We start from the raw sequence: 12,915 nt of genomic DNA on the forward strand, positions 1-12,915 counted from the left end.
ACACATCCTCATGCCCTCATGCCCGCACGCACGAAGGAGCGCCCGCAGATGGACGACCTGGCCCGGCTCGCTGCCCAGTACGGCGTCGCCACCGACTACCGGCCCGCCGCCGACGTCACTGTCCCGGTGCCGGAGGCCACCGTCAAGGCGGTCCTCGCCGTGCTGGGGGTGGTCACCGACGACGCCGGAAGCATCCGGGCCGGCGCCGAGGCCGCACGGGAGGCGGCCGGGCGGCTGCTGCCGCCCACGGTGGTGCTCTGGCAGGGGGAGCCCGTGGCCCCGGAACCCGCCGTGCTGCCGCCGGGCACCCGGGTGCGGGTGGCGGAGGAGGAGACGGGTGCGGTGCTCGCGTGGGGCCCCGGGCTGCCCCTCGGCGTCCACCGGCTCACCGCCGAGGCCCCCGACGGGCGCACCGCCGAGGCCACCCTGGTCGTGGCCCCGCGGCGGGCGCCGGCCGCGCCCGAGCGGGCCCACGGGCTGCTCGTGCAGCTCTACTCCCTGCTCTCCGAGCGCTCCTGGGGCATGGGCGACCTCGGAGACCTCGCGGAACTGGCCCGCTGGGCGGGCCGCACCCACGGCGCCGGGTTCATCCAGGTCAATCCGCTGCACGCGGCCGTGCCCGGGGACCCGACCGACCCCTCCCCGTACCGGCCCTCCTCGCGGCGCTTCCCGGACCCCGTGCACCTGCGGATCGAGGACGTTCCCGAGTACGCCGACTGCCCCGACCGCCGGGCGCTCGACGACCTCGCCTCGCGCGGCGGTGAGCTGCGCCGCCAGGTCCTGGAGAAGGGCGCGCTGATCGACCGGGACGCGGTCTGGGAGCTCAAGCGGTCCGCCCTGGAACTGCTGTACGCCGTCCCGCGCACGCCCGAACGCGAAGCCGCCTACCGGGCGTTCTGCGCCGAACAGGGCGCTCCGCTGGATGTGCACGCCGCCTGGTGCGCCGGGCACGCGGGGGAGGAGGACCCGAAGGAGCGGAGCGATTTCCACCGCTGGCTGGTCTGGCTGACGGACGGCCAGCTCGCTGCGGCGCAGCGGGCCGCCCGCGAGGCCGGCATGACGGTCGGCATCGTCCACGACCTCGCCGTCGGGGTGCACCCGCAGGGCTCCGACGTCTTCGGCTCCCCCTGCTACGCCCGGCACATCTCGGTCGGCGCGCCGCCGGACGCCTTCAACGCGCGCGGCCAGGACTGGGGGCTGCCCCCGTGGCGCCCGGACGTACTGGCCGCCACCGGCTACGCGCCCTTCCGGTCGCTGCTGCGCGGGGTGTTCCGGTACGCGGGCGCCCTGCGGATCGACCACGTGATGGGGCTGTTCCGGCTCTGGTGGATCCCGGAGGGGACCCCGCCCGCGGAGGGGGCGTACGTCAGCTACGACGGCGAGGCCATGCTGGCGATCCTCGTCCTGGAGGCTCACCGGGCGGGCGCGCTCGTCATCGGCGAGGACCTCGGGACGGTGGAGCCGCGGGTCCGTCAGGAGCTGGCCCGGCGCGGGGTGCTCGGCACATCGGTGCTCTGGTTCGAGCGGGACTGGGACGGCGGCGGGAGTCCGCTCGCCCCGCAGGCCTGGCGGGCCGACTGCCTGGCCACCGTCACCACGCACGACCTGCCGCCGACGGCCGCCAAACTCGCCGGGGGCCATGTGGAACTGCGCGACCGGCTCGGCCTGCTGACCCGACCGGCCGAGCTGGAGCGGGACCAGGACGCCGCCGACACCGCCGAGTGGCTGGAGCTGCTGGACGGCCTGGGACTGGACACCAAGGGCGAGGAGGCCGCCGTACGGGCCCTGTACGCCTTCCTTCTGCGCACCCCGGCGCGATTGGTCGGGGTATGGCTGCCGGACGCGGTCGGGGACCGGCGGCCGCAGAACCTGCCGGGCACCTGGGACCAGTACCCCAACTGGCGGCTGCCGGTCGCCGACGCCGCCGGGCGGCCGCTGACGCTGGAGGAGCTGGTGTCCTCGCCCCGGGCGAACGCCCTGCTGAGCGCGGTGGGGGAGGGCGCGCGTACTCGTACGGCACCCCCGGGCGCGCGCCCCGTTTAGGTGTTCGCTACGTTTGCACCGTGGACAAGAAGAACGCTCTGCGCGCCGGCGCCGTCACGGCCGGAACCGCGCTGATGATGCTGCTGATGACGTCTCCCGCCCTCGCGCTCACCCGCGACGACGGTGACGACCCGGGTCCGGGTCTGAGCGTCGGCGAGACGGTCGGCCTGTACGTGGTGCTTCCGATCGTGATCTTCCTGGTCATCACGGGTCTCGTGATGGTCCTCGACAAGTCGGACAGGAAGCCGAAGCAGGCCTGATCCGGTCCGGCCCCCAGGGGTCGGGACCAGTAGATCTTCCCGGGCGCCGGGGGTCCGCACCGCCGATTCGAATCGGCCGTGTGGCGACCCCCGGCGCCTTGTCGTGTCCTCAGACGCCGGCCAGGAGCCGGCGGAGCAGGCCGGTGAGGACGGCGACCTCCTCGTCGGTGAGCCCGGTGAGCGCGGCGCGCTGTACTTCCAGCCCTGCGGTGACGGCCTCGTCGATGAGCGCGAGGCCGCGGTCGGTGATCGTCACGTGGAGCCCCCGCCGGTCGTGGGGATCGGGCTTGCGGACGAGCAGTCCGGCCTTCTCCAGTTTGTCCAGACGCCCGGTCATGCCGCCCGTGGTGAGCATGAGCGTGGCCGAGAGCTGGCGGGGCGAGAGGGTATAGGGGTCGCCCGACCTGCGCAGGGTGGCCACGACGTCGAACTCGCCGCGTGAGATGCCGAAGCGCCCGTAGCACTGCTCCATCGCGTCGCCCATGGCCTTGGCGATCCGGTAGATGCGTCCGAAGACGGCCATGGGAGCCGTCTCCAGGTCGGGGCGCACAGCGAACCACTGGGCCGTGATCGCGTCCACCGCGTCCTTGTCGTCACTCATGGGTGCAGTATCCGGCTTCCCCGAGATCGTTCGCAAGAAAGTTGCTTGACGGTAAGTAGCTTAGCGGTAAGCTACTTACTGGCAATCGAGTTCGGGGGAGGGGTCATGGCAGTGTTCACGGGAAAGACGGCCGGGTCGGGGGAGGCGAAGGTCGCGGGGGAGCGGTCGCTGCTCCTCGGTATCGGCATCAGCGCGGTCGGGATCGGTATGTACATCCCGTTCTCGCTGGTCTTCTTCCATCACGTCACCGGCCTCTCCCTCACTCTCGTCGGCCTGGTCATGACCGTCACCGGGCTGGCCGGACTGGCGTTCATGCCGCTGGCCGGCTCGGCCGTCGACCGGTTCGGCGCCAAGCGGGTCAACCTGGTGCTCTACGGGATACGGGCGCTGGGCTTCGCCCTCTACCCCTTCGCGGGCTCCCTGCCCGCCTTCGCGGCCGTCGCCCTCGTCACCGCGCTCGCCGACCGCTCCTTCGGCGTCGTCCAGCAGTCCCTGATCGGCGAGGTGGCCCGGGGCGCCGCCCGCGACCGGCTCCAGGCGTCCACCCGCGCCCTGCAGAACGCCGGGATGGGCGCGGGCGCCCTGCTCGTGTCCGGGGTGCTGGCGCTGTGGGGCACCGGCGGATTCACGTACACCGCCTGGGGCAGCGCCCTGGCCTTCGCCCTCGCCGGACTGCTCGTCAGCCGGGTCCGGTCGGTCCGCACGGCAGGCGTGGCAGGCACGGCAGACGTGAAAGGCACGGCCGCGAGCGGATCCATCGGGTACCGGACGGTCCTGCGCGACCGGCCCTTCCTCGGGCTCACCGCCACCAACTTCCTCACCGCGCTGGGCTACTCCGCCCTCTCCGTCCTCTTCCCGCTCTACCTCTCCACCTGGCTGAAGGCCCCCGATTCCCTCACCGGAGCCGCCTTCACCGTCAACACCGTCCTGTGCGCCGGGATCGGTGTACTGATCGCGGGCCGGGTCCGCCGCTCCGGTGCCCGCCGCACCCGCTCCGCCGCGCTCGGCGCCCTGCTCTTCGCCGCCGCCTTCGTGGGGCAGATCGTGCTCGGCACCCTGCGGCCCGGGCAGAGCGTCACCCTGGTCGCCCTGCTGGCCATCGTCGTCGCCTACACCCTCGGGGAGCTCGTGCACAGTCCCTCCGGCGGCGCCCTGTCGGTCTCCGCCGCCCCCGAGCCGGTCCGCGGCCGCTACCTGGCCACCTACCAGCTGTCCTACTCGCTGGCCGGGGCGCTCGCCCCCTCCCTCTTCACCGCCCTGCTCGCCGTCGACGGCCGCCTGCCCTGGGCCGTTCTGGCCGTCGCCGCCCTCGGCGCCGCCCTGGCGCTGCTCCGCCTGGAGCGGCACCTGCCGGCCGAGGCCGTGCACGCCGAGCCGCCGGTGTCCGTCGGGGCCGCCGCCGAGACGCCGACGGCGGCGCCGCCCGCGACGCCGGCCGCCGCGCCGGTGGACGTGACCGCCGCCGCCTGAGGCCCGTCACCGTTCCGCCCGCCCGCCCGCTCGCCCCGCCCGATCGAGGAGCCGCCCGCCATGAAGCGTCCAGTCACCGTCGCGCTGACCGCGCTCGCCCCCATCTCCTGGGGTTCCACCTACGCCGTGGCCACCGAACTGCTTCCGCCCGACCGGCCCCTGTTCACCGGGGTGATGCGGGCGCTGCCCGCGGGGTTGCTGCTGACCGCGCTCGCCCGCACCCTGCCCAAGGGCCGGTGGTGGTGGAAGTCCGCGGTCCTCGGCATCCTCAACATCAGCGCCTTCTTCCCGCTGCTGTTCCTCTCCGCCTACCGGCTCCCCGGCGGGGTCGCGGCCGTACTGGGCGCCGCCGGCCCGCTGTTCGTCGTGGGACTGGCCGCGCTGGTCCTCGGGGAGCGGGCGAGCCTGCGCACCGTGCTGGCGGCCGTCGTGGGGGCGTTCGGCGTGAGCATGGTCGTCCTCACCGCCGAGGCGAGGCTGGATGCGGTCGGCGTCATCGCCGGTGTGATCTCCTCCGCCTCCATGGGCGCCGGCACCGTGATGACCAAGCGCTGGGGCCGCCCCGAGGGTGTGGGCCCGCTGGCGATGACCGGCTGGCAGCTCACCGCGGGCGGGCTGTTCATCATCCCGGTCGCCGCCCTCGTCGAGGGAGCCCCGCCCGCACTCGACGGCAAGGCCTTCCTCGGCTACGGCTACATGATTCTGATCAACACCGGTATCGCGTACTGGCTGTGGTTCCGCGGCATCGGAGCCCTCAGTGCCACCTCGGTGACCCTGCTCGGCCCGCTCTCCCCGCTGACCGCCGCCGTCATCGGCTGGGCCGCCCTCGGGCAGGCGCTGTCGCCCGTGCAGCTCGTCGGGATGACGATCGCCTTCGCGGCCACCGTGGCCGGTCAGCCGGCAGCCGCCCGCAGCGCCAAATCGTTCAGTTCTCCTGAAAAGAGCGATCAGAACATTTCGATGGACCTGACGGATGGAGGGGTGCGACGGTAGGTCGCACGCACCACCCGCCGACTTCGAGGAGCAGACCCACAGTGGCCGTCATGGACCGCGTCCGTACCGTCTCGCAGGCCGAGCCCGGCAGTACCGCAAGGAAGGGCGCCGCCGGGCTCGGCGTGCTCCTCGCGCTGCTGGCGACGGTCGTCTGGTCCGGCAGCTTCGTCGCCACCCGGGGCATGGCCGAGACCGTCCCGCCCGTCCAGGCGGTCTTCTGGCGCTGGATCATCGCCCTGCTCGCCGTCGCCCCCTTCGCCGCCCGGCAGGCCTGGCAGCAGCGGGCCCTGATCCGGCGCCACCTCGGCTTCATCGCCCTCGCCTCGCTGTTCGGAGTCACCCTCTACAACACGCTCGTGCACCAGGCCGGACTGACCACCTCCGCCTCCAACATGGGCATGATCATGGCCGCCTCGCCCGTCATCATGGCGCTCTACGCCCGCCTCGGCGGCGAACGGCTCGGCAGGCGGCGGACCTTCGGCCTCCTGCTCGCCGCCTTCGGAGTGCTGCTGCTCGTCGGGGACGGCTCGATCGGCTTCGACTTCGGCGCCGGCGACCTGTGGATGTTCGGCGCCGCCCTGTCCTTCGCCACGTACAGCGCCCTGCTGCGGCGAAAGCCCGCCGAACTCGGCGGACTCGCCTTCCTGATCACCACCTTCGTGCTCGGCGCGCTGATGCTGGCACCCGCCTATGCCGTCTCCGTCTCCGTCCAGGGCGGCTTCGAGATCAACGCCGGGACGGTCGGACCGCTGCTGTACGTCGGGGTCTTCTCCTCCGCCGTCGCCTTCTTCGCCTGGAACAAGGCCGTTTCGATGATCGGGGCGGCCCGCGCGGGAGTCGTCTACTACCTCCAGCCGGTGTGTGTGGCCGGGCTCGGCCTCCTGCTCCTGGGCGAGCGGACCGGACCGGCGCAGCTGCTGTGCATGGCGCTGATCCTCGGAGGGGTCGGGCTGGGGAGTGCCCGGCGGTAGGTTCGGGCCCATGACGGAGTGGGACATCAAGAAGCTGCGGATCCTGCGGACCCTCGCCGAACAGGGGACCGTGACCCGGACGGCCGAGGCGCTGCACATGACGCCCTCGGCCGTTTCGCAGCAACTGACCAACCTCGCCCGGCAACTGGGAGTGGTGCTGCTGGAGGCCGACGGCCGCCGGGTACGGCTCACCGACGCGTCCCACCTCGTCCTGCGGCACACGGAGGCGGTGTTCGCCCAACTGGAGCGGGCCGACGCGGAACTGGCCGGATACCTCGCCGGTGACACGGGGGAGGTGCGGGTGGGCGCCTTCTCCACCGCGGTACCGGCGCTCGTGGTCCCCGCGGTGGCCGCCCTGCGGCGGGCCCACCCCGGTGTGGAGGTCCGGGTCCGGGAGACGGAGGCCGCGGAGTCGTACGAGCTCCTGTCCGCCGGGGGCGTGGACCTGGCGCTGTCCCTGGCGGCCCATGCGCCCACCGCGCGGGATCCCCGGTTCACCCGGGTCGTGCTCCTGGAGGACCCGCTGGACGTGGCGCTCCCGCCGGGCCATCCGCTGGCGGCCGCGGCCGACCTGCGGCTGGCGGACCTGTCCGGCGACCCGTGGATCTACGGGGGCAGCGGCCCCTGGTCGGAGATCGCCCGGTCCGCCTGCGAGGCGGCGGGCTTCGTCCCGGAACAGGCGCATTCGGCGTCCGGGTGGACCGCGATCCTGGCGATGGTGGAGGCGGGGATGGGGGTGGCACTGGTCCCCCGGATGGTGTCGAGCCGGGCCTCGGGCGGGACGGTCCGGGTGCTGGCCCACGACCGTCCGACCCGCCACGTGATCGCGGCGGTCCGCCGCGGCGCCGAGTCCGCGCCCGCCCTGTCCCACGTCCTGACGGCCCTCCGCGAAGCGGCCGCGGCCAGGCGGTAGGGGTTCCCGGGCTCCGCCCGGACCCGGGCCTCGACCGCCGGACGGGCTGAAATTCAGCCCCGCCGGCGTTCGAGGCGCGGGGTCCGGGCGGAGACCCGGCTACGGCGAGAGCCGTCAGACCTGCGCGGCGGCGGCGTCGGCGGCCTGGGCCTTCAGGGCGCGCTCGACGCCCGCGCGGGACTCCGAGATCAGGCGGCGCAGGGCCGCGTTCGGCTCGGCCGAGGCCAGCCACGCGTCCGTCGCGTCCAGGGTCTCCTGCGAGACCTGGAGCGCCGGGTACAGGCCCACCGCGATCTGCTGGGCGATCTCGTGGCTGCGGGTCTCCCAGACCTGCTTGACCGCCGAGAAGAACTTCTCGGTGTACGGGGCCAGCAGCTCGCGCTGGTCGGTCTGGACGAAGCCGCCGATCACCGCCTCCTGCACCGCGTTCGGCAGGTCGCCGGACTCGACCACCGAGGCCCACGCCCCGGCCTTGGCCTCCGCCGTCGGGAGCGCCGCCCGGGCGGTTGCCGCGTGGCGCTCGCCCGCCGCGGTGGCATCCCGCTCCAGCTCCGCCGCGATGGCCTCCTCCCCGGCGACGCCCGTCGCGGCGAGCCGCTCCAGGAAGGTCCACCGCAGCTCGGTGTCGACGGCCAGGCCCTCGATCTCCGCCGCGCCGTCGAGCAGCGCCGAAAGGTAGGTCAGCTGCCCCTCGGTGCGGGCCGTGGCCGCGAAGGCGCGCGCCCACGCCAGCTGGTGGTCGCCGGCCGGCTCGGCCCCGCGCAGGTGCTCCAGGGTGGCCTCGGTCCAGGCCGCCAGGCCCTCCTCCCGCCACGCCGGGTCGGCGTACAGGTCGAGGGCCAGCTTCACCTGGCGGTGCAGCGACTGGACGACGCCGATGTCGGACTCCTTGCCGATGCCCGAGAGGACCAGCGAGAGGTAGTCGCGGGTGGCGAGCTCGCCGTCGCGCGTCATGTCCCAGGCCGAGGCCCAGCACAGGGCGCGCGGCAGGGACTCGGTGAAGTCGCCGATGTGCGCGGTGACGACGGCGAGGGACGCCTCGTCCAGGCGGACCTTCGCGTAGGACAGGTCGTCGTCGTTCAGCAGGAAGACCGCCGGGCGGGTGCGGCCCACCAGCTCCGGCACCGTGGTCAGCGCGCCGTCGATGTCCAGCTCGATCCGGTCGGTGCGCACGAGGGCGCCGTCCTGGAGCTCGTACAGGCCGACCGCGATGCGGTGCGGGCGCAGGGTGGAGTCGCCCTTGGCGCCGGCGGGCAGGGCGGGCGCCTCCTGGCGGATGCCGAAGGCGGTGATCACACCGTTCGCGTCGGTGGTGACCTCCGGGCGCAGGATGTTGATGCCGGCCGTCTCCAGCCACGCCTTCGACCAGGCGGTCAGGTCGCGGCCGGAGGTCTCCTCCAGCGCGCCCAGCAGGTCGGACAGGCGCGTGTTCCCGAACGCGTGCGCCTTGAAGTACGCCTGCACGCCCTTGAAGAAGGCGTCCATGCCGACGTAGGCGACGAGCTGCTTGAGGACCGAGGCGCCCTTGGCATAGGTGATGCCGTCGAAGTTGACCATGACGTCGTCGAGGTCACGGATGTCCGCCATGATCGGGTGCGTGGACGGCAGCTGGTCCTGCCGGTACGCCCAGGTCTTCATGGAGTTGGCGAAGGTGGTCCACGCGTGCGGCCACTTCGAGCCCTCGGCGTACGCCTGGCAGGCGATCGACGTGTACGTCGCGAAGGACTCGTTCAGCCACAGGTCGTTCCACCACTCCATGGTGACCAGGTCGCCGAACCACATGTGCGCGAGCTCGTGGAGGATGGTCTCCGCGCGCACCTCGTACGCCGCGTCGGTCACCTTCGAGCGGAAGACGTACTGGTCGCGGATGGTGACCGCGCCCGCGTTCTCCATGGCGCCCGCGTTGAACTCGGGGACGAAGAGCTGGTCGTACTTGGCGAAGGGGTAGTCGTAGGCGAACTTCTCCTGGAACCAGTCGAAGCCCTGCCGGGTCACGTCGAAGATCGCGTCCGCGTCGAGGAACTCGGCGAGCGAGGGCCGGCAGTAGATGCCGAGCGGCACGGACTGGCCGTCCGGGCCCTCGTAGGAGCTGTGCACCGCGTGGTACGGACCGACGATCAGCGCCGTGATGTACGAGGAGATGCGCGGGGTCGGCTCGAAGCGCCAGACGTTGTCCTTGACGTCGGCGGCCTCCGCCCCCTCAGGAATGTCCCGTGGGGAGTTCGAGATGACCGTCCAGCCCTCGGGGGCCGTCACGGTGAACTGGAACGTGGCCTTCAGGTCGGGCTGCTCGAAGCTGGCGAAGACCCGCCGCGCGTCCGGAACCTCGAACTGGGTGTAGAGATATGCCTGCTGGTCGACCGGGTCGACGAAGCGGTGGAGGCCCTCACCGGTGTTCGTGTACGCGCAGTCCGCGACGACACGGAGCTCGTTGGCCCCGGCCGCCAGGTGGTTCAGCGCGATACGGGAGTCGTGGAAGACGGCCGCGACGTCCAGCGACTTGCCGTTGAGGACGACCTCGTGCACGGCCGGAGCGACCAGGTCGATGAAAGTCTCGCCCCCGGCCTCGGCCGACTGGAAGCGCACGGTGGTCACGGACGGGTAGGTGCCACCCTCCTGTGCGCCACTGAGATCGAGTTCGATCTCGTAGGAGTCGACGGTCAGCAGCTTGGCCCGCTGCTGAGCCTCTTCACGGGTGAGATTCGTGCCTGGCACGCGTTCATCTCCTTCGATGGTGACGTTGCCCGGCCATCCTGCCATCCGGACACGGCCGCCGCCTCGGAGTAATCCACAGGCGAAAAAACGCGCGCGGGGGCGCCGCCGTGACGGCGGCGCCCCCGCGTCGGGCGAGCGGGATCAGCCCCGCAGCTCCTCGGCCACGAGCTCGGCGATCTGCACCGCGTTCAGCGCCGCGCCCTTGCGGAGGTTGTCGTTCGAGAGGAACAGCGCGAGGCCGTTGTCCACGGTCTCGTCGCCGCGGATGCGGCCCACGTAAGAGGCGTCCTTGCCCGCCGCCTGCAGGGGGGTCGGGATCTCCGAGAGCTCGACGCCGGGGGCGTCCTTCAGCAGCTCGTAGGCGCGCTCGACGCTGATCGGGTTCGCGAAACGGGCGTTGACCTGGAGGGAGTGGCCGGAGAAGACCGGTACGCGCACGCAGGTGCCGGAGACCTTGAGCTCCGGGATCTCCAGGATCTTGCGGGACTCGTTGCGGAGCTTCTGCTCCTCGTCGGTCTCGAAGGAGCCGTCGTCGACCAGGTTGCCCGCGAGCGGGACCACGTTGTAGGCGATCGGGCGCTTGTAGACGGCCGGCTCCGGGAAGTCCACCGCCCCGCCGTCGAAGGTGAGCTGGTCGGCGGTCTCGGAGACCGCGCAGGCCTGGCCCTTGAGCTCGGCCACACCGGCCAGGCCCGAGCCGGAGACGGCCTGGTAGGTGGTGGCGACCATCGCGGTCAGCCCGGCCTCCTCGTGCAGCGGGCGCAGGACCGGCATCGCGGCCATGGTGGTGCAGTTCGGGTTCGCGATGATGCCCTTGGGGCGGTTCTTGATCGCGTGCGGGTTGACCTCGGAGACCACGAGGGGGACCTCCGGGTGGCTGCGCCAGGCGGAGGAGTTGTCGATCACGACGGCGCCCTGGGAGGCGACCTTCTCGGCCAGCGCGCGGGAGGTGGCGCCGCCCGCCGAGAACAGCACGATGTCCAGGCCCGAGTAGTCGGCCGCGGAGGCGTCCTCGATGGTGATCTCCCGGCCCTCCCATTCGAGGGTGGAGCCCGCGGAACGGGCCGAGGCGAACAGCCGCAGCTCGTCCACCGGGAACTTCCGCTCGGCGAGGATGCCGCGCATGACTCCGCCGACCTGTCCGGTGGCTCCGACGATTCCGACCCTCACGGTGACTCCTTTTGGTACGTACGACGCGGGCGCGCGTGAAGCCATCATGCGTTCGACCCCACGAGCCTTGTCCAATCCATTGTCCGAGGTGCGGACGGTGTCCTGAATGTGAACGCCTGTGGCGAGTTCGTGGCGGGCGTGTTGCAGGGCTCCCGAGCACCCGTTTTGCCTGGTCGGAGCCGGTTAACGTCCGGTCTGTCGTGTCCGCTTTCCGGACATGACCGACCGCAGAACGACCATCCGATTCGGGGAGATCCACCGTGCGCGCCATCCGCCACCGCCGACGGTCCATACCGGCGTTCGCCGCCCTCGCGGCCGTCGCCGTCGCCGCACCCGTCCTGCTGACCGCCGCTCCGGCGGCCGCCCACCCGCGCGAGGGCCGGCTGGCCAAGGAGCTGGTGGAGGAGGTCACCGCCAAGGGCGCCTACCGCCACCTGAAGAAGTTCCAGCAGATCGCCGACGCCAACGGCGGCAACCGCGCCGCCGGTACGCCGGGCCACGCGGCCTCCGCCGCCTACGTCCACGACACGCTCAAGAAGGCCGGGTACCAGGTCTCGTACCAGGACTTCGACATCTACGAGGCGCACACGAGGACGGAGCGGACCACCGTCCTCGGCCAGAACTCCCGCGAGCTGGCCACCGCCGCCTTCACCTTCACCAAGTCCACCCCGGCCGGCGGTCTGGTCGCGCCGCTCGCCCTCGCCCGGGTCGACGAGACCCCCGGCTGCACGGCCGACGACTACCCGGCCGGCGCCTTCGCCGGGAAGATCGCCCTGGTCAAGCGGGGCGCGTGCACCTTCGTGGAGAAGCAGCGGGCCGCGGCCGAGGCCGGCGCGATCGGCGTGATCGTCTACAACCACAGCGGCACCACCCCGGTGCGCGGCGGCTTCTCCTCGCCCGCCGAGGGGATCATCCCGAGCGCCGGCATCACGCTGGCCGACGGCGAGGCGCTCGCCGCGGCCGCCGCCGCGGGCGAGGTGAGCGTACGCCTGGAGCTCGACCAGGAGCACGAGAAGAAGACCACCCGCAACGTGATCGCCGAGACCCGCGGCGGCCGCGCCGACCGGGTGGTGACCCTGGGCGCCCACCTGGACTCCGTACCGGAGGGCCCCGGCATCAACGACAACGGCTCCGGCTCGGCCGGGCTGCTGGAGGTGGCCCTCAGGCTCGCGGACGAGGGCGCCAACAAGAAGGGCAAGGGGCCCGCCAACAAGGTGCGCTTCGGCTGGTGGTCGGCGGAGGAGCTGGGCCTGCTGGGCTCGGAGCACTACGTCGCGCAGCTGTCCGAGAAGCAGAAGAAGGACATCGCGCTCTACCTGAACTTCGACATGATCGCCTCGCCGAACCCGGTGCAGTTCGTCTACGACGGGGACGACTCGGACAGGACCGGTGCGGGCGCGGGACCGGCGGGCTCGGCGCAGATCGAGGCGCTGATCAACGGCTTCCTCGACCGCAAGGGCAAGCCGCACGAGGGCAGTGACTTCGACGGCCGCTCCGACTACGGCCCGTTCATCGCGAACGGCATCCCGGCGGGCGGCACCTTCACCGGCGCCGAGGGCATCAAGACCGCCGAGCAGGCGGGGCGCTACGGCGGCACGGCCGGGGCCCCGTACGACCCGAACTACCACGGGGCCGGGGACGACCTGAAGAACCTGGACCTGGGGGTCTTCGACATCAACCTGGACGTGATCGCGCACGCGGTCGGCACCTACGCCGAGTCGCTGCGCTCGCTCGGCAGGCCGTAGGACCCGGGGGAACGTTCGGGGGGACGTTTCGGGG

At 72.4% G+C, this 12,915-nt stretch carries 10 protein-coding genes; 7 read left to right on the forward strand and 3 right to left on the reverse strand.

Annotated features, from left to right (window positions below; all coding sequences use genetic code 11):
• Positions 1-18: 18 nt before the first annotated feature.
• Positions 19-2,043, forward strand: a complete 2,025-nt coding sequence (locus tag OG373_RS25455; protein WP_405440553.1) for a 4-alpha-glucanotransferase — start codon at positions 19-21, stop codon at positions 2,041-2,043.
• Between the two features lie 20 nt (positions 2,044-2,063).
• Positions 2,064-2,303, forward strand: coding sequence for a hypothetical protein (locus OG373_RS25460; protein ID WP_397728970.1), 240 nt, complete (start codon positions 2,064-2,066; stop codon positions 2,301-2,303).
• Between the two features lie 109 nt (positions 2,304-2,412).
• On the opposite strand, the gene OG373_RS25465 is transcribed toward OG373_RS25460, so the two are convergent.
• Positions 2,413-2,904 carry a MarR family winged helix-turn-helix transcriptional regulator gene (locus OG373_RS25465; protein ID WP_397728968.1) on the reverse strand — a complete coding sequence of 164 codons (492 nt, stop codon included), beginning with the start codon at positions 2,902-2,904 and terminating at the stop codon, positions 2,413-2,415.
• 105 nt (positions 2,905-3,009) lie between these two features.
• Here OG373_RS25465 and OG373_RS25470 point away from each other — a divergent pair, with 105 nt between their 5' ends.
• Genes OG373_RS25470 through OG373_RS25485 form a run of 4 tightly spaced genes read left to right on the forward strand, consistent with a single transcriptional unit; the run spans position 3,010 to position 7,251 of the window.
• Positions 3,010-4,374 (forward strand): MFS transporter, encoded by a 1,365-nt coding sequence (locus tag OG373_RS25470; protein ID WP_405440554.1) that lies wholly within the window; start codon positions 3,010-3,012, stop codon positions 4,372-4,374.
• A gap of 60 nt (positions 4,375-4,434) precedes the next feature.
• Entirely contained in the window at positions 4,435-5,367 is a 933-nt protein-coding gene (locus tag OG373_RS25475) for an EamA family transporter (protein ID WP_405440555.1), read from the forward strand.
• A gap of 50 nt (positions 5,368-5,417) precedes the next feature.
• On the forward strand, positions 5,418-6,338 hold the full coding sequence (locus tag OG373_RS25480) for a DMT family transporter (RefSeq protein ID WP_405440557.1): 921 nt from the start codon (positions 5,418-5,420) through the stop codon (positions 6,336-6,338).
• A gap of 10 nt (positions 6,339-6,348) precedes the next feature.
• Positions 6,349-7,251: a LysR substrate-binding domain-containing protein gene (locus tag OG373_RS25485; protein WP_405440559.1), complete on the forward strand. Its 903-nt coding sequence runs from the start codon at positions 6,349-6,351 to the stop codon at positions 7,249-7,251.
• Positions 7,252-7,365: 114 nt separating this feature from the next.
• Here OG373_RS25485 and pepN read toward each other — a convergent pair whose 3' ends face one another.
• Complete coding sequence (pepN, locus tag OG373_RS25490) at positions 7,366-9,966, reverse strand: aminopeptidase N (RefSeq protein ID WP_405440561.1); 2,601 nt, start codon at positions 9,964-9,966, stop codon at positions 7,366-7,368.
• Between the two features lie 141 nt (positions 9,967-10,107).
• A complete protein-coding gene (locus tag OG373_RS25495; RefSeq protein WP_405440563.1) occupies positions 10,108-11,136 on the reverse strand; it encodes an aspartate-semialdehyde dehydrogenase in 1,029 nt (342 codons plus the stop codon).
• A 260-nt stretch (positions 11,137-11,396) separates the two neighbouring features.
• Here OG373_RS25495 and OG373_RS25500 point away from each other — a divergent pair, with 260 nt between their 5' ends.
• Positions 11,397-12,881: a M28 family metallopeptidase gene (locus OG373_RS25500; RefSeq protein ID WP_405440565.1), complete on the forward strand. Its 1,485-nt coding sequence runs from the start codon at positions 11,397-11,399 to the stop codon at positions 12,879-12,881.
• Positions 12,882-12,915 lie beyond the last annotated feature (34 nt).

The organism is Streptomyces avidinii (assembly GCF_045161815.1).
GTDB classification, from domain to species: Bacteria; Actinomycetota; Actinomycetes; order Streptomycetales; family Streptomycetaceae; genus Streptomyces; species Streptomyces avidinii.